The organism is Arthrobacter sp. NPDC058097, from assembly GCF_042884885.1.
In the GTDB taxonomy this organism is placed as follows: Bacteria; Actinomycetota; Actinomycetes; order Actinomycetales; family Micrococcaceae; genus Arthrobacter.
On record NZ_JBHVSZ010000002.1, the window covers coordinates 40,508 to 56,621 of the forward strand.

General features: G+C 61.8%; 18 protein-coding genes. 1 reads left to right on the forward strand and 17 read right to left on the reverse strand.

Annotation, left to right across the window (positions count from 1 at the left end; translation table 11 throughout):
• Positions 1-77: 77 nt before the first annotated feature.
• Positions 78-872 (forward strand): response regulator transcription factor, encoded by a 795-nt coding sequence (locus tag ACFVTE_RS04110; protein ID WP_387098316.1) that lies wholly within the window; start codon positions 78-80, stop codon positions 870-872.
• 49 nt (positions 873-921) lie between these two features.
• Here ACFVTE_RS04110 and ACFVTE_RS04115 read toward each other — a convergent pair whose 3' ends face one another.
• The 17 genes from ACFVTE_RS04115 to ACFVTE_RS04195 all read right to left on the reverse strand — a co-directional run bounded on the left by ACFVTE_RS04115 (position 922) and on the right by ACFVTE_RS04195 (position 16,084).
• Positions 922-1,305 (reverse strand): Hpt domain-containing protein, encoded by a 384-nt coding sequence (locus ACFVTE_RS04115; protein ID WP_387097232.1) that lies wholly within the window; start codon positions 1,303-1,305, stop codon positions 922-924.
• Between the two features lie 184 nt (positions 1,306-1,489).
• A complete protein-coding gene (locus tag ACFVTE_RS04120) occupies positions 1,490-2,374 on the reverse strand; it encodes a type II secretion system F family protein (protein ID WP_387097235.1) in 885 nt (294 codons plus the stop codon).
• Between the two features lie 7 nt (positions 2,375-2,381).
• Positions 2,382-3,314, reverse strand: coding sequence for a type II secretion system F family protein (locus tag ACFVTE_RS04125; RefSeq protein ID WP_387097238.1), 933 nt, complete (start codon positions 3,312-3,314; stop codon positions 2,382-2,384).
• Between the two features lie 2 nt (positions 3,315-3,316).
• On the reverse strand, positions 3,317-4,588 hold the full coding sequence (locus tag ACFVTE_RS04130) for a CpaF family protein (RefSeq protein WP_387098318.1): 1,272 nt from the start codon (positions 4,586-4,588) through the stop codon (positions 3,317-3,319).
• A 513-nt stretch (positions 4,589-5,101) separates the two neighbouring features.
• Entirely contained in the window at positions 5,102-6,295 is a 1,194-nt protein-coding gene (locus ACFVTE_RS04135; RefSeq protein WP_387097241.1) for a CpaE family protein, read from the reverse strand.
• Positions 6,292-7,035 (reverse strand): Flp pilus assembly protein CpaB, encoded by a 744-nt coding sequence (locus ACFVTE_RS04140; protein WP_387097245.1) that lies wholly within the window; start codon positions 7,033-7,035, stop codon positions 6,292-6,294. Before ACFVTE_RS04140 ends, ACFVTE_RS04135 begins: the two co-directional genes overlap by 4 nt.
• A 35-nt stretch (positions 7,036-7,070) precedes the next feature.
• Positions 7,071-8,042: a pilus assembly protein TadG-related protein gene (locus ACFVTE_RS04145; protein ID WP_387097248.1), complete on the reverse strand. Its 972-nt coding sequence runs from the start codon at positions 8,040-8,042 to the stop codon at positions 7,071-7,073.
• A complete protein-coding gene (locus tag ACFVTE_RS04150; RefSeq protein WP_387097251.1) occupies positions 8,030-8,437 on the reverse strand; it encodes a TadE family protein in 408 nt (135 codons plus the stop codon). Before ACFVTE_RS04150 ends, ACFVTE_RS04145 begins: the two co-directional genes overlap by 13 nt.
• Positions 8,438-8,548: 111 nt before the next feature.
• On the reverse strand, positions 8,549-8,782 hold the full coding sequence (locus ACFVTE_RS04155) for a Flp family type IVb pilin (protein WP_387097254.1): 234 nt from the start codon (positions 8,780-8,782) through the stop codon (positions 8,549-8,551).
• Between the two features lie 238 nt (positions 8,783-9,020).
• Positions 9,021-9,899 carry a type II secretion system F family protein gene (locus ACFVTE_RS04160; protein WP_387097257.1) on the reverse strand — a complete coding sequence of 293 codons (879 nt, stop codon included), beginning with the start codon at positions 9,897-9,899 and terminating at the stop codon, positions 9,021-9,023.
• Positions 9,900-9,915: 16 nt separating this feature from the next.
• Entirely contained in the window at positions 9,916-10,860 is a 945-nt protein-coding gene (locus ACFVTE_RS04165; RefSeq protein ID WP_387097259.1) for a type II secretion system F family protein, read from the reverse strand.
• 2 nt (positions 10,861-10,862) lie between these two features.
• Entirely contained in the window at positions 10,863-12,353 is a 1,491-nt protein-coding gene (locus ACFVTE_RS04170; RefSeq protein WP_387097262.1) for a CpaF family protein, read from the reverse strand.
• Positions 12,350-13,555 carry a CpaE family protein gene (locus ACFVTE_RS04175; protein WP_387097265.1) on the reverse strand — a complete coding sequence of 402 codons (1,206 nt, stop codon included), beginning with the start codon at positions 13,553-13,555 and terminating at the stop codon, positions 12,350-12,352. The genes ACFVTE_RS04170 and ACFVTE_RS04175 overlap by 4 nt, the downstream gene beginning before the upstream one ends.
• Positions 13,552-14,316, reverse strand: coding sequence for a Flp pilus assembly protein CpaB (locus ACFVTE_RS04180; RefSeq protein ID WP_387097267.1), 765 nt, complete (start codon positions 14,314-14,316; stop codon positions 13,552-13,554). Before ACFVTE_RS04180 ends, ACFVTE_RS04175 begins: the two co-directional genes overlap by 4 nt.
• A gap of 21 nt (positions 14,317-14,337) precedes the next feature.
• Complete coding sequence (locus tag ACFVTE_RS04185) at positions 14,338-15,366, reverse strand: pilus assembly protein TadG-related protein (RefSeq protein WP_387097270.1); 1,029 nt, start codon at positions 15,364-15,366, stop codon at positions 14,338-14,340.
• Positions 15,354-15,725 carry a TadE/TadG family type IV pilus assembly protein gene (locus ACFVTE_RS04190; RefSeq protein WP_387097273.1) on the reverse strand — a complete coding sequence of 124 codons (372 nt, stop codon included), beginning with the start codon at positions 15,723-15,725 and terminating at the stop codon, positions 15,354-15,356. The genes ACFVTE_RS04185 and ACFVTE_RS04190 overlap by 13 nt, the downstream gene beginning before the upstream one ends.
• Positions 15,726-15,868: 143 nt before the next feature.
• The gene (locus ACFVTE_RS04195; RefSeq protein ID WP_387097276.1) at positions 15,869-16,084 is read right to left on the reverse strand and encodes a Flp family type IVb pilin; all 216 of its coding nucleotides are present in this window, start codon (positions 16,082-16,084) and stop codon (positions 15,869-15,871) included.
• Positions 16,085-16,114: the final 30 nt, after the last annotated feature.

The following is a 16,114-nucleotide window of genomic DNA, read 5'->3' on the forward strand; positions in this document are numbered from 1 at the left end:
TGTAGCGTAGGTAATCTGGTAACGCTTACCGCATTGCGCTGGGCTGTGCGGTGGTTTTACCTGGATATGAGGTAGTGGTGGGCGATCTTGGTGTTGCCGTGGTTATCGAGGATGACGTTGATGTCCGGAATCTCCTCGACGCGGTATTGCAGCAGGCTGGTTTTGAGGTGCACTCGGCCGGGACCGGCCGCGACGGTGTTGATGTGGCCAGGCAGCGCCAGGCAAATGTAATAACGCTCGACGTCGGTCTGCCGGACATTGACGGTTTCGAAGTTCTTCGCCGCATTCGGCAGTTCAGCGATGCCTACATCGTGATGCTCACCGGCCGGGATGAAGAGCTGGACACCATCACCGCGCTTCAGGGCGGCGCCGACGATTACATCGTCAAGCCCTTCCGGCCGCGCGAACTGCGGGCCCGCATCTCGGCCATGCTGCGCCGGCCCCGGGTTGCCGGCGGGGAGGCCCCCGCTTCTACTGCAGCGGAGTCCGGGGCCGGTTCCACTTCCGGTGCCGCCTCCGCTGCCGCTTCGCGCCGGGGGAGCGTGCTGCAGCACAACGGGCTGGCACTCGACACCGAGACGCGGACGGTGGCACTCCGCGGCACGCCTCTGGGGCTGACTCGGAGCGAATTCGACCTGCTGCACGAACTGCTGAGGGGAACGGGTGCGGTGCGCACCCGGGCCGATTTGGTGCGCGTGGTGCGGGGCGAGTACTACGGCGAGGACACCTACATCAGCGAGGCCGACGAGCGGGCCGTCGAGGTCCACATCGGCAACCTGCGCCGCAAGCTTCGGGAGGACCCGCAGGACCCGCGGTGGCTGGTGACGGTGCGCGGAGTGGGGTATCGGCTGGCGCCTAAGCGGGCGGAGTAGGGCTGTTTTCCGGTCGACGGCGGGCTGCGGCTAGTTGCCGGAGGCTTGCTCAGGCCTCCGGCGGGAGGTAACCCAGTTTCAGGCCGCTGACGGTCTCTTCGCCGGTCAGCGCCACGCAGGGAAGCAACTGACGCGCTGCTAACAGGTCGCCGCGCTTGACGAGCTTTTCCAGGTCCACGGCCAGTTTGGCCAGCCGTGCGGCACCCACCATCAAGGCGGAGTTCTTCAGGCTGAGGACGGCGTCCATTGCAGCCTCGGCGTCGTCGTGCTCGACCGATGCCTCAAGGTAGGTCCGGCGCTTGTCCCAGATCCTGATGTAGTCCCTGGCGAAGTTATGGGCCACACCGGTGTTGCCCATGTCTTCTTCAAGCTCGTGAAGTACGTCTAGGTCCAGGACGGGCAAAGTGGCACTCTCCGATTCGTTGTGAGCCACGCCATCAGGGTGACCAGACGCCGGGAGGCAGACGCCGCTGGCGCTGCTGTCGGCTGTTCCGGAACCTGAAATGGACATGACTTAAGGCTACTTTCTGAGGTTGGGAAAACCCTGATTGAGCTTGGATCCTGTGGAAACCCTGCGGGTACCTTGTGTTGGGGTTAACCCTGCGGAAGCTTGCAGTTTACTGGTTGGCGAAGGACTCGATGGTGTTGATGACGGCCGGGCCAAGGATGGCGATAAAAAGGACCGGGAAGATGAACAGCAGCAAGGGGAACAGAATGGTGACCGGAAGTTTCATTGCTTTCTCCTCGGCGCGCTGGCGGCGCTTCACGCGCATTACCTTGGCCTGGACGCGGAGGACCCGGCTGATTGCGATGCCATAGGTGTCTGCCTGCACAACCGCTTGGACGAAGCTGCGCAGTTCGGGCAGGTTCGTGCGTTCTGCCAGCGCCAGATATGACTCGCGACGGCTTCGGCCCACCTGCATGTCCTGCAGTGTACGTACCAGTTCGTCGGCCAAGGGGCCCTTGCCGTTTTCGCCAGCCCGTGCCATGGCACCTTCAAATCCGAGGCCAGCCTCTACCGAAATGAGCATCTGATCCAGCGTGTTAGCAAGCTCCAGCTGCATTGCCTTCTGCCGCTCCTGGCCCTTGCTATAGAGCATCAGGTCCGGGACGAAGTAGCCCAAGAATAGGACGAAGATGCCCACCAGTTTGATGATTGGCGTCGTTCCAATGGAACTTAACCACATCCCGACCAAGCCCCCCACTAGGCCTAGCGCGGGCTTGGCGGCCAGCACACGTTCGAGCGGCATGGAGGTGGGGCGGCCGGCTAATGCAAGCAACCTGTCGAGCTTGTGCACGTACCCGGGAGGAGTGAGGCGGTAGCCGATATTCTCAATTAGTCCGCTCTTGGACTTATTCTCTACTTCGGCCCGCTGGAGGCCCCTCGAGAGGAGCGTGCGGGTTTTTGCCAGACCCTTCCGGTCAATGGATAGGAAGGACCAGGCCAGATAGGCCAGGGGCAGGGAGATCAGCAGCAACGCAATAATGATCATGGGGTTCATGGCCGGCTCAGAACTTAAGGTCGATGATCTTGCGCATCCACAGACCACCGATCGTCATCATGACAATGGCGGCAACTATCATGATCCAACCCAGCGGGTTAGTGACCATCTTGTCCATGTAACCCGGGCTGACCAGCATGAGCATGGCAACGATACCGACTGGAAGCGCCATGAGAATGTAGGCGGAGAATTTGCCTTCGGCTGCCAGGGACCTAATGTGCCCCTTGATTTCGCTGCGCTCGCGAATGGTCTCACCCACTTGGTCGAGTACCTCTGCAAGGTTTCCACCCACCTCACGGTTGATTTGGATGGCCTGGGAAATCCAGATGAAGTCTTCGTTCTTCATGCGGTCAGCAGTGTCGTTGAGGCACACGAGCAGGTCGCGTCCCAGACTGGTCTCGGAGACGACACGGCGCATTTCTTCCGACGTCGGAGCCTGGGACTCGTTGGCGGCAGCGTCGATGGCACGCAGGATGCTGTGGCCAGCCCGAAGGCTGCCGGACAGCAGCTGAAGCGTGTCGCCCAACTGTTCGTCAAACTTGGCCCGCCTCTTGCCAGCCAAGAAGCCCAATACGAGGTGTCCCACGAACGGTGCTGCGATGACCAGCAGGATTGCCAGCAGCGGTCCGGCGACGACAAGACCGATAAGGGCACCGACGAAGGCTCCCACCATGATCAGCAGGATGAACTCTGCCTGGCTGAGCCGGAGACCGGCGTTCTCCAGACTTTCCCGGTTGAAGTAGCGGACGTTCCTCTTGGCAAGGACGCGGTCGACGGACTGAACAGCATTGCCGGCGAGGCGAGTGAGCTGGGATTCGGCTTCGCTACGGTAGGGGCGTCGCCTCTCAAGTGGCACAGTTGGGGTTCGCGGGATCAACACTGCCACTCCGCCCAGCACCACCGAGGCCACCACGAGGACAACACCTAGTGTGACGATCATGGTCAGCGCCTTTCGGGGTTTATTGGGGGTGCGCCGAAGACACCCGCTGAAACGTGAATTCCGAGGTCTTCAAAGCGGTCTATGAAGCGGGGACGGATGCCGGTGGGAACGGGCTTGCCACGGAACTTTCCATGCTGGTCGACCCCGGCCGAATAGTCGAAGACGAAAGCGTCCTGGAGGGTGACGATGTCGCCCTCCATGCCCTGCACTTCCGTCACGTGGGTGATGCGCCGGGAACCATCCCGAAGACGCGAGATCTGGACGATGAGGTTCACGGCCGAGGCGATCTGCTCACGGATGGCGCGCAGTGGCAAGTCCATTCCCGCCATGAGGACCAGCGTCTCCAGACGGGCAATGGCGTCACGCGGCGAGTTGGAGTGCACCGTCGACAGAGAGCCATCATGACCGGTGTTCATCGCCTGAAGCATGTCCAGGGATTCGCCGCCACGGACCTCGCCCACCACAATCCTGTCCGGACGCATACGCAGTGAGTTGCGGAGCAGGTCGCGGATGGTGACCTCGCCTTTGCCTTCGGTATTTGGCGGGCGGCTTTCCAGCCGGACCACATGCTCCTGCTGGATCTGGAGCTCCACTGCGTCCTCGATGGTCACAATGCGCTCATCTGTCGGAAGGAACGAGGACAAGACGTTCAGCAGCGTGGTCTTACCGGTGCCCGTACCGCCTGAAACGATAATGTTGAGCTTGGCTTTCACGCAGGCGTTGAGGAGCTCGGCCATTTCAGGTGTGAGAGTTCCGAAGTCGATCAGGTTCTGGACGGTCAGCGGTACTTTGCTGAACTTACGGATAGTCAGAGATGAACCGCCGACCGCGAGCGGCGGGATCACAGCATTGACGCGGGATCCGTCTTCCAAACGCGCGTCAACCAGCGGCGACGATTCATCGATGCGTCGGCCCACCTTCGAAACGATACGCTCGATGACCTTCCGCAGGTGTTCCTCCGAACTGAAACGGGAGTCGGTCAGCGTAAGGGTTCCCTTGCGCTCCACATAAATCTGGTCCATCCGGTTCACCATGATTTCCGTGACGGCCGGATCGTCAAGAAGCCGCTGGAGCGGGCCGTAGCCGAGCACGTCGTCCGCCACATCTGCCACCAGACGAGTTCGCTCGTCCGCGGTCAGCGGTACCTGCTCGGTATCGATGATCCGCATGAGCTCTTCGCGCGCGGTCCGGCGAAGCTCCTGTTCGGTGAGCGATGAGTCGTTGAAGCGTGCCCCCATGCGTTCAAACAGGGCGGTCGCAGCGCGCTGCTTCATAGCGGCAAAAACGTCCACCGGCTGCCGGGTCTTCGTCTTAGGCGGTTCAGTCTGGGCGTTGCCAGTCTGCTGAGCCGCCTGCGCCTGCGCCGCCTGCCGCCGGCTTAGAGAGTGCGCCGAGGGAGTGGGGCTGGCCGCGTCGACCTTCTCCGCTATGGCTTCGCGAACCGGTGCGGTGGCAATCGAGGGTTCAGCCTGAACCTCCTGCTTGGATGCCTGGGCAACTGCTTCTGCTGCCCGCCGTGCTGCCCGTGTCAGGAAAATAGGCTCAGCACCCTGCGTAGGTGCAGCTGGCATCGATGTGGCGCTCGAAACCGGGGCCAGGACCGGGACATCGTGCATCAGCGCAGACTCAGAGAGCATGTGGGCCGGAGCGGGCGCTACGTGGAGGGTAGCAGCCGGAGCATGCGCCGGGGCAGCCGGAACATGTATCGGGGCGTCCGGGACGTACAACGGGGCGACCGGAACCTCGGTCTTCAACTGCGCGACCTGGATGCGTTCGGAAAGTTTCATTTAGACCAGCACCCGCCGGTGGCTGCTCCTCGGCCCGTTGGCACGGCTGTTCGAGCTCACACGTTCCACGAGCTGGCTGAGGCCCTTGGCCGCGGGATCCTTCTTGGCATCCAGCAGGACGGGTGTGCCCCGGTTGGTGGATAACGTCACAGTCCGCGAACGGGGGACGCTAACATCTACGGGCACACCGATGGTGGACTCGATGTCCTGTACGGTAAGGCCGCACTTCGGATCAGCCATGTTCAAGACCACATGGCGGCCTTCAGGCAGAATATCCAGCTGCTTCAGGACTTCCATTCCTGAACGAAGCCCGCGGACACTGGGTATGTCCATGCCGCTGACCCACACCAGGTCAGTGCACATCTCCATGGCGGCCAGCCCAACTTCCGGTAGGCCGGGTGCCGTGTCCACGACGACGTATTGGAACTCGTCCGCCAGTTGCTCGAGCAATCGCGTGATCTGCTCAGGCGTAATGAAGTCAGCTTCGACGGGACTGGCGGGTGCGCACAAAGCATAGATGCCGGCTGGGTGAACGGTGAGGAAGGTCTTGAGCACTAGGGTGTCTTGACTGGCGGCTGGCGAAACAGCATCGGTGACAGTGGTTTCCGGATTCAAGTACAGGCCAGATGCGACGTCGCCGAACTGCAGGTCCAGGTCTACGAGGACAACGCTCATGGGAGCCAGTTGGCCCAGCCCAATAGCCAAGTTGGTGGCAACGGTGGTCTTGCCCACCCCGCCCTTGGGGGAGAAAACGCCGATGACGGCGCCTTTCTGGTTTTCAACGGAGCCCTGCTGATCCCCTCGATGCCGATTAGCAAAGGACTGGCAGGCACGCTCCAGCAGCACCCGCAGCTGATTAGGTTCAGCCGAAGGGCTGAGGACGTCCCGCACGCCGGCCCGCATGGCCGGCAGAATCAGTGCCGGATCCGGTTCGCTTGCCAGAAGGACCATGAGATTCGGAACCTGCACGTCGAGCACTGTGGCCAAGCGCAGTGCGTCTTCGATTGGGAGGTCAGGGCCAAGGATTAGGACCTCGGGCTGCTCCTGGTTTAGCTGGGCCAACAGATCGTACGGGCCCGCAGGAACGACGTTGGTGAAGAAAGTTTGAACGCCGCCCTGGAGGCCGCCGGCCACGGCCTGGCGCAGGCGGCCGTCAAAGTCCGCGTTGGGAGTGATGAGGACGAAACGGCTCACTTGTACACCTCACTTCGCTGAATGATCCGGGGACCGCTGTCCTTGGCATTGAGTGGTTCCTTGGTCAGCCAGATCTTGGCGTATTCCGCAGCAAATACAATCTTGGCCGCGTCTGAATCGCTGACCGCGACTGTCAGCATGAGGGATCCAGTGGGGAGGGTAGTGTCCTGGGGATCCGCAGCGTTTGGGTCTGCACTGGCGCCAGGTGCGGGCTGAGCAGCGGCTGCGGTCTGTGGAGCACGCTGAACGGCCGTGACGAGTGCCTTTTGAACTGTCAGCTTGGTTGTTTCAGCGTCAGGCTTGCCCTCCAGCCCACCCTTACCGAGATTGACGAAGACGCCCACATGATCGCCTGGTGCCAACCTTCCTCCCACAACGCGGTCGGGCTCGAGTTGGAAGGTGACCTCCTGAAGCCCGGCCGGGATGTTAACGGAGCCTGCAGCCTTGACGTCCTCCGGCGCTACCAGCCGCTCGGAAACCAGTTGCTCGCCGGGAACCAATTCCACCGCGGCGACTTTTCCCTTGGAGCCATCCAGCGACTTTAACGATGATCCCGTGACGGCCGCTGCTGGCAACTGCTTGGTCACGAGCGAAGCGGCCATGGACTCAACCGGCGTGCCGGCGGGGATGGCCGTTTTGACTACGAGGACGCTCACAGGCTCCAGATCCTTTACAGCGCGCTGGTCGGCCCCTTGGGCGTACGACACTACGAGCATGGCCCCAACGATGGCAAGTACCACAGCGGCGATTCCGGCGATGAGTCGGGACTTCATGACTAGGTTGCTCCATTGGTGAGGCGGACGACGGCTGTCCCATAATCCGGGGAGCTGCCGAGTTCAAGGGTTTGATTCAGGGACACAAATTTCACGAAATAGCCGCGGATAGCCTTGTTATTTGGCGCGCTGCCACTCAATGACCAACTGACCGTGGCGAAGTGGTAACCAGTGACGTGAAAGGCTGCAAAGCCTTTGACGTAGTATTTGCCGCTTGAGCCAGTCCCTGTCGCGACATCATAGAGCGGGAAGAGGACAGTCTGGTCGTTCATTTTGGAGAGATTTGAAGCCGTACAAACTGTCGGCGCGCTTGCTCCCGTGTCGCTCGTGAACCAGATGCCGGAATCACTCGACTGGCCTGCTGAAATGCTCACGCTGCATTGGGTGTCTGCGTCGTTGATCCATCCGAAACCACCGGGAACGGAGCCACAACCCACGCCCATGTCGATAACCTGCTCTGGCGCAACCGATGTGCCCGCGGTCAAGTTGAACTTGCATGCAGCAATGGCCAGGGGAACGGCGACTATCCCTTTGGAAGGCGTGCCCCATTCGACCCGGGATTGCGCCGAAACAGTTGTGCTCGAGATGCCGAATACTCGCGCAAATAATGACGTGACGACATTTGGTGCTTTGCCGCTTTCCTGTGCACTGGCAGTGACACTGACCTTGCGGGTTGTCTTGTCGAGAACGATGGACTTGATGTTGCTAAGACTGTCCAACGCATTCTTGTTGGCCAAGGCCGCAGCATCCGTGGAAGTTGGCGAGCACTGAGGATCGGTCAAAGACTTAGCACACTTTTGAGCAATCATTAGAGCTGCTGCATCGGAGCCATTTTGGAGCTGTGACCGTTCGGAGTAGAGCCGGGCGACATCAATGGAAATGGCGGCGAATCCAAGAAGTGCGACCATTGCTATGGCGACTATGACGGCAACGCCTCCTTGCTCGTCGTTGCCTGGCGCCCTCAGCCCCCGCATAGCATTGTTCCTTTTCCTGTCATGGTGAATGGGCCTGCGATCCCAGTCATAGTGGAAAGCGTGTAGCGGATGGTCACTTGCATTTGTGGTGGTGCTGTGCCGGCCGCCACACTGCAACTTGCTGGATTGAACTCAATATTTGACGTCGTAAGCGTGGCTCCAAAAGTAATCGCCTTGTTGGCCGCGGCAAGTGCGGCGGCCTTCTTTTCGCTAAGAGTCGTAGTACTGTCGCTGATTGTCATAGACCGGACGGATTCACGAGCGGCATTTGTAAGGGAAATCTGCACGTTATAGGCGCGTCCAAATTCCATGATGCCTAGAAGCAGCATGATCAGCACAGGGGCCAAGAGCGCGAACTCGACTGCAGCCGCTCCGCGCTCTGCCGACCTCGACATGCAATTGCCTTCCTTCGTGGGAGTAGTCAGATACGCGATGTGGCGGTGGCAGTTGCAGCCACCGCCACATAACGGACACCTATTGGCTAAATTGCAGTCAGACCCTGAACTTTAGGCGCAGGTGGCGGTTCCCGCAGCTGCACCGGCGGCCACCGCCGTAAAGGTCTTACCGTTGATGGAGCACTGAACCTGCGTAAACGCGTCCTTCATTCCACCTCCAAGCAGGGTGACGGCGGCGATGACAACGACGGCGATGAGAGCAACCATGATGCCGTATTCAACTGCGGTGGCACCCTTTTCGCCACGACGGATGTTGGCTGCGGTGTTAGAGAAGAAAGCAAACATTTTGAACTCCTGAGCGAGTGTTGGAAAGCTGGTCCTTCACCAGCTCTGAAAAAAAGTTAGCAACAGAAATTCGCCTCAAGTAGGTTCTTTGCAGACTCCTGAGCCAACCTTTACCGGACTGCGCATTTCCTGCGCTTGCCTTGCGCAAACCTTGAACCTTGAAGCGTTTTCGCAGCGTAAACCACAGCACAAGGACCCCTCGGCTCAGCGAGCCGAAGGGTCCTTTTGCAGCGAAAACCTACCCAGCGAACAGCGAAATGATGCTCATCACCGTCGGCCCGAGGACCACGATGAACAGCGCGGGGAGGATGAAGAAGATCAGTGGGAAGAGCATCTTCACCGGCATCTTCATAGCGTGCTCCTCGGCCCGCTGCTTCCGCTTGATCCGCATGTCCTCGGCCTGGGTCTTCAGGACGCCGGCGATGGCAACGCCGTATGCGTCCGCCTGGACAACGGCGCGGATGAAGCTGCGGACGTCCGGCACATCAACCCGTTCCGCCATGGCGAGGTAGGCGTCCTTCCGGGACCGGCCCACCTGAATGTCCTGGAGCGTTCGGATCAGTTCCTCTGCCATGGGTCCATGGCCGTTGGTGCCGGCGCGTCCCATTGCCGCCTCGAATCCGAGGCCTGCCTGGACTGAGATGAGCATGTGATCCAGGGCGACCGGCAGCTCCAGCCGAATGGCCTCCCGCCGCTTTTGCGCGCGGTTGCGCACCAGTAGGTCCGGGGTGAAATAGCAGAGTGCCGTGATCCCCACCATGATGAGGAAACGCTGGGCCGACGGGCTACCGGTGAAAAACAGGTACCCGACCGCTGCGCCCGCAAAGGCGAGCAGCGGCTTGACCATGATGAGACGAGCCAGCGGCCAGTCCTTTGGCCGGCCCGCGCCCGCGAGTTGCCGGTCCAGCCACGCGGCGTAGCCCTTCGGCATGATCCGCTGGCTGGCGAGTACGAGCTTCTCGTGAACACTAAGCGACTGGCCCTTGGTCTTGGAGACCCGGCCGAGGTTCGCCTGGATGTTTCGGAGCCCCGCCCGGTCGCCGGTGATGACGAACCAGGTCATGACGGTCACGGGCGCGATCACTGCAAGGATCGCCGCATAAGCCACAGGCTGCATGATGACCACCTTCTTCCTAGAACTTTGGTTTGATGATCCGGCTAAGCCAGAAGCCGCCCACGGTGAGCAGCACTACTGCCGCGGCGATCATGAGGTAACCGGGCAGCGTGCTGGTGAAGGTCCGGGAGTACATCTCGTTGAAGAGCGTCAGTCCGATGAACATCACCACGGGCAAGGCCATGAGGACGATCGCTGACATCCGGCCTTCAGCGCTCAGGGCCCGGATCTGGCCCCGCACCTGGTTGCGGTCCCGGACGGTGTCGCCCAGGTGGTCCAGCACCTCCGCAAGGTCACCGCCCACCTCACGGTGGATCTCGATGGCCTGCGCGATGGAGAGGAAGTCCTCGCTCCGGGTCCGTCTGGCCACCTCCGCCAGGGATTCGCCGAGATCCCGGCCGATCCGGGTCTCGTTGACGATCCTCCCCAGCTCCTCGGACATCGGGGGCTGGCTTTCCTGCCCGGCTGCGTCCACCGCGCGGAGCAGGCTGTGGCCGGCCCGTAGGCCGCCCGAAAACATCTGCAGGGTGTCCGGCACCTGCTGGTCAAACTGCCGACGGCGGCGCGCAGCCAAGGCATTGAGCAGCAGGTGCAGTCCCAGCGGGGCCATAAGAGTCAGGAGGACGGCGGCGAAGAAGCCGCCAAGGAAGAACCCGACGACGCAGGCCGTCAGTGTGATCACCCCGGCCATGATCAAGTAGTCGCCCGGCTCCTTTTTGAGCCCGCATTCGTCCAGCCGGTCCTGAGTCAGCAATCCCGACCCACGCTTTTTGAGGCCCTTGTTGAGAACACCCACGGCCTGGTCGGTGAGCTTGGTCAGGGACGAGGGGCCAACGGGGACGTCCGGCCGGCGCCGCGACATAGGAAGGCCCGAGTTCGGTCTGAGGGCCACGCCGAAGACCAGGAAGATAGCGAGGTACAGAAGTACCAGCGCCAGCATGAAAACGCCGGAGTCACCTGGCACTGTCACCGCCCCCTTGGCGGCGCTACGCCGATGAGTGAGGCTCCGAACACGGCCGGCGAGATCTCGATGCCGAGTTCGGCGAACCGCTCGGTGAACCGTGGCCGAACGCCCGTGGGCACCGGTTTCCCGAGGAAGCGGCCGTTGGCGTCCATGCCTGCTGAGTAGTCGAAGACAAAGGCGTCCTGGAGTGTCACGATGTCGCCCTCCATTCCCTGCACCTCGGTGATGTGCGTGACCCGACGGGAACCGTCACGCATCCTCGTGATGTGCACCACCAGGTTGACGGCCGAGGCGAGCTGTTCGCGAACGGCGCGGAGCGGAATGTCCATGCCTGCCATCAGCACCAGCGTCTCGAGGCGCGCAATGGCGTCCCGTGGCGAGTTGGCATGGACAGTGGAGATGGAACCGTCGTGGCCGGTATTCATGGCCTGCAGCATGTCGAGGCATTCGCCGCCGCGGACCTCGCCCACCACAATCCTGTCCGGCCGCATGCGGAGGGAGTTCCGGACCAGGTCCCGGATGGAAACCTCACCTCTGCCCTCGATGTTCTGCGGGCGGCTTTCGAGCCGGATGACGTGCTCCTGCTGGAGCTGCAGTTCGACGGCGTCCTCGATGGTTACGATCCTGTCCTCGGCAGGGATAAACCCCGACAGCACGTTCAGGAGGGTGGTCTTTCCGGTGCCAGTGCCGCCGGAAACGATGATGTTCATCCGGGCCCTGACGCAAGCGTGCAGGAGTTCCGCCATTTCGGGGGAAAGGCTGCCCAGGGAAACCAGATCATGGACTGTCAGCGCCTCCCGGCCGAACTTTCGGATGGTTAGCGCCGGCCCGTTGACGGCCAGCGGCGGGATGATGGCGTTGACGCGCGAGCCGTCCGCGAGCCGGGCGTCCACCAGCGGGGAGGATTCGTCGATCCTGCGGCCCACCTTGGATACGATGCGGTCGATCACCCGGCGCAGCGCGTCATCGGAGCTGAACTTCGTGTCCGTGGGGAGGATCCGTCCCTGGCGCTCCACGTAGACCTGGTCGTACCGGTTCACCATGACCTCGGTGATGGAGGGGTCGTCGAGGAACCGCTGGATGGGGCCGTGGCCCAGGACGTCGTCGATGATGTCCTTGATGAGCCGCAGGCGCTCGGGGCCCGACAGCGGAACCTGCTCCTCGTCGACGACGATCTTCAGTTCATCGCGGACAAACTGGTGCAGTTCCTCGTCTTCAAGGGAGGAGTCGGTGAGCCGGGAACCCAGCCGCTCGTAGAGCGTCTGGGTGGCCCGTTCCTTCAGGGCATTGAGTGCCTCGCTGGCAACGGATGCCACGGCTGGCATCTCCAAAGCCGCGGTGGCGCTCGCAGCCGTGCCGGCCACCTGCTCATCGTGCTTCTTGCCGAGCGTGGTGGCAGCCTGTTTGGGCTTGAAGACGTCGGCGGGCTGTGGCTTCTCGGGATTGGGCTTGGGCTCGCCCCGGAGGTTCTGGAACCGGTCTGTGAGGTTCACTGGACTACCGCCCTTCTGTGTAGCTTCTTGTGGGGTCTTTCTTCCCAGTTCGGTTTGAAGCGCTCCACCAGCTGGCGGAGCCCCTTGCCGGCCGAATCCCGGCTGCCGTCCTGGAGGATGGGCACTCCCTTGTTGGTGGAGTAAGGCAGCGTCTTGGAACGGGGGAGCGCAACATCGACGGGGGAGCCGATGGTCGCCTCGATGTCCTGCAGCGTGAGGCCTGCCCGGCGGTCTGTCATGTTCAGCACAACGTGCCGTTTTTCCGGGAGGAGACCGAGTTCGGCGAGGATCTGGAAGCCCGTCCTGAGCCCCCGGATGCTGGGAATGTCCATTCCGCAGATCCAGACGGCGTCAGTGGCCTGCTCCAGCGTTGCCAGGACGTGCTCACCCAGGCCGGGTGCCGTGTCCACCACGATGTAATGGAATTCCTCGCGCAACTGGCTGAGCAGCCGGCTGACCTGTTCACCGGAGATCCTGTCCATCTCGACTGGATTTCGCGGCGCACAGAGGGCGTAAATTCCTGCGGGGTGGACGGTGAGGTACGCCTTCAGGACCATGGAGTCCTGGCTCGCCGCTCCCACCACGGCGTCGGTGATGGTGTGTTCCGGCTCCAGCATCAATCCGCTGGCAACATCGCCGAACTGCAGGTCCAGATCCACGATCACCACGCTCATAGGAGCTGATTTGCCCAGCCCGACGGCGAGGTTGGTTGCCACCGTGGTCTTGCCAACCCCGCCTTTGGGGGACATTACGGCGATTACCCGCCCGCCCTCGCCGTGATCAGCATGCTCGGATGCGCCAGGTGGCAAACCACGACGGCGGCCTGCCGCCGCGAGGCTTGCACGTTCCAGCAGGACGCGGATGGCATCAGGATCGGCGGCTGGGTCGAGCAGGTCACGCACACCCGAACGCATTGCCTGGAGCACGACTTCCTGGGTTTCGGGAACCACCAGCACCACGCTGATCTCCGGGTACTGGAGGTCCATCACTGAGGCCAGTTTCAGGGAGCCGTCAACAGGCAACCCTGGGCCGAGGATGAGGACCTCCGGGGGCTCGCCGACGAGCTGCCGGAGAAAGTCCTGGGGGCTCTCGGGAAGGTAGTCCGCCTGGAATACCCGGAGCGAACCGTGCATGCCGGACACAGCCAGCTGGATGCGGCGTTCGAAGTCGGCGTTCGGGGTGATGAGGATAAAGCGGCTCATCGGAACAGCCTGCCGGTGTTCACGACGCCGGACGTACCCTCCACCGCGTTGGCCGGTTCCTTGGAGAGGTACACGCTTCCGAACTCAGTGGCGAAGACGATCCGTTCAGCGTCGGCGGAGTTGCGGGCCAGGGTGATGAGGTAGGTGCCATTCGCCGCGGACTTCTTCGAGGCGAGTGCACCTTTGGATGAATCTTCCTCGGTTGTGGTCTCTTGAGACGTGGCCGTGCTGCCGTTGCTGAACTGTGCCGTGGTGACCAGAACCTTGTGGAAAGTCAGCTGTGTCCCTCCGGACTTAGTCCCGGAGTCCGCAACCGACAGGAAGACGCCGACGGTGTCTCCGGCCGCAAGAGTTCCGCCCACTACGCGCTCGATGGGGAGCTTGAGGGTGATCTCTTGCATGCCCACCGGAACCTGAACACGGGCCGGGCCGAGGATGGAGGCCGCGTCTACCATTCGGGTGCTCAGAAGCTGCTCGCCCGGCATCAGGTCCACGGCAGCGACCTTCTGGCCCACCTGGTTCAGGTCGGTCACAGCTCCCGCTGCCACGGCCAGCTTTGGTACTTCTTTGCGGACGACGGCGCCGGCGGCTTTATCGATTCCAGTTCCGGCGGTGATGGTTTTTTCCACCACGTATACGGATTCGGTTTCTGTATCTGCCAGTGCGCGCTTATCCGCATTCTGCACGTAGTTGACCAGCAGAACAGTTCCGATAATTGCCACCAATAATGCGGCAATTCCTCCAATAAGACGGGTTTTCATGATATCCCCCTAGCTAAGTAATTAGTTGGTGAGGCGAATGTAGACGGTTCCAAGGTCGTCTCCGGTGCCTGAATTTCCCTCGAATGCATCAATGGACTCGAATTTCTTGAATTTGCCGATGATGCCTCGGCAAGGATCCACGCAGGCAGTAGCCGGAGTGGGAGAATTGTTGTAGGTCCGGGGGCCGCTCGAGCCACCGCCGAACTTCCAACCGACCATTTGAAACGTGGCGTAGCCCCTGATGTGGAACCAGCCTTTGCCTTTGTCCTTGCCGGCGTTGTCGAACACTGGGAAAACGCCGAGAACTTCGTCACCCGCCTGGATGCTGTTGATCCAGCCCTGAAGGACTGCATCACAGTTTTGGCCCGGTTTGCTGGGGTAATCCGCGCCTGGATCATAGGCGGCGTTATCGTCGACATCGGTGGTGGCCCGGCATTGACCGCCGTTCTGGTCGAGCCAGCCGAACCCGCCTGGAATCGCATGCCCTGACGTCGAGGTGCAGCCTGCCATTCCAGGCTTGTACCGGATCCGCTGGAGGACGCCTGTTTCCACGGCGTCGCTGAGGTCGTACTGGCATTCGGACAGGGCGAGCGGGAAGCCGCCGCCTGATCCCGGAACCTCGATGGACGCCGTGGCATGGGCGCCTACGCTCACCGCCGGTGCGTCGAGAACACTGGAGAACAGCTTGGCGAGCACGCTGCTGCTGCCGTTTTTGGTAGTGGTCCGGACCGTAACCTGGTCCGGTACGGAAAGGTCTACTTCGGAGATGTTGGCGTCGCCGTCGTTGGCGTTGCCATTCGCCAAGGCTGCGGCAAATGCCTCGGCCTCGGCCTGGGTGCAACCTGCCTTGTGGCAGGCCTGAGCAACGCCCAGGGCGCCTGCGTCCGCGCCGTTCTGGAGCTGGGCCCTTTCAGAGTAAATCTGGCCCACATCCACGGCGAGTGCGCCGGCTCCAATGATCACCAGCATCATCACGGCCACTAGGACCCCTACGGCGCCCCGTTCGGTATCCGCATGGGTCACCCGCAGCCGCTGCTTTAGCCTTCGCATCGCATGGCTCCTGTTCCGGTAACGGTGACAGTGCTGCCGAAGATGCCGGTCAGGGTGGGGGCGGGGTAAGTGATGGTGACGGTCATGTTTTCGCCGGCGGTGCAGGAACCGGGGGAAAACGCGTACTCAAAGTCCGCGCCGTTGAGCCCCGGCGCGCCGGCTGTGGCGGCAAGCGCTGCTGCGCCTTGGTCGTCTTCGATGGCCATTTCCCTGGCTGCCTCCCGGGCGGCCTGGGCGACCGAAATCTGCAGGTTGTAGGCGTGCGAGAACTCGACGATGCCTGCCACCAGCGCCAGAAGGATGGGTGCGACCAAAGCGAACTCAACCGCCGCTGCGCCGCGTTCCTTCCGGGTGCGCACTCCCTGAGTGGAGTGTGAACTGCTGCGTCTCACTGGACCCTCCGCGAGTAGGTACAGCTGAATGGGGTGGTGCGCCGCGCCGGCGCTTCAAACAAGCGCGGCGCACCAATGGGGAGTGTTATTTCGTTCGCTCGACTAGCCGACTACGCCGGCTTGACAGCCCAAGTGGCGATTTCGCCCCCGAGCTTGCTGAACCAACCGCTGAGGGCGTCGCCGAAGACAACGGCGCCGGCCATGATGGCGAATGCCACGAATGCAATGAGCAGCGAGTACTCGGTTGCGGTGGCGCCTTTTTCTGATGTCAGGCGGTCCTTGATTCCGGAGACGAATGCAAGAACCGAGACCATGAGAGTAGTCATTGTAATTTCCTTAAATTCGGTGGAATAAAT

Excerpts from the sequence above, each read along its gene's own strand:
- ACFVTE_RS04130 (WP_387098318.1), bottom strand. The coding sequence starts at position 4,588 with ATGAAGCAGCGCGCTGCGACCGCCCTGTTTGAACGCATGGGGGCACGC.
- ACFVTE_RS04125 (WP_387097238.1), bottom strand. The coding sequence starts at position 3,314 with ATGATCGTCACACTAGGTGTTGTCCTCGTGGTGGCCTCGGTGGTGCTG.
- ACFVTE_RS04150 (WP_387097251.1), bottom strand. The coding sequence starts at position 8,437 with ATGTCGAGGTCGGCAGAGCGCGGAGCGGCTGCAGTCGAGTTCGCGCTC.
- ACFVTE_RS04195 (WP_387097276.1), bottom strand. The coding sequence starts at position 16,084 with ATGACTACTCTCATGGTCTCGGTTCTTGCATTCGTCTCCGGAATCAAG.
- ACFVTE_RS04120 (WP_387097235.1), bottom strand. The coding sequence starts at position 2,374 with ATGAACCCCATGATCATTATTGCGTTGCTGCTGATCTCCCTGCCCCTG.
- ACFVTE_RS04180 (WP_387097267.1), bottom strand. The coding sequence starts at position 14,316 with ATGAAAACCCGTCTTATTGGAGGAATTGCCGCATTATTGGTGGCAATT.
- ACFVTE_RS04175 (WP_387097265.1), bottom strand. The coding sequence starts at position 13,555 with ATGAGCCGCTTTATCCTCATCACCCCGAACGCCGACTTCGAACGCCGC.
- ACFVTE_RS04145 (WP_387097248.1), bottom strand. The coding sequence starts at position 8,042 with ATGCGGGGGCTGAGGGCGCCAGGCAACGACGAGCAAGGAGGCGTTGCC.
- ACFVTE_RS04155 (WP_387097254.1), bottom strand. The coding sequence starts at position 8,782 with ATGTTTGCTTTCTTCTCTAACACCGCAGCCAACATCCGTCGTGGCGAA.
- ACFVTE_RS04160 (WP_387097257.1), bottom strand. The coding sequence starts at position 9,899 with ATGCAGCCTGTGGCTTATGCGGCGATCCTTGCAGTGATCGCGCCCGTG.
- ACFVTE_RS04185 (WP_387097270.1), bottom strand. The coding sequence starts at position 15,366 with ATGCGAAGGCTAAAGCAGCGGCTGCGGGTGACCCATGCGGATACCGAA.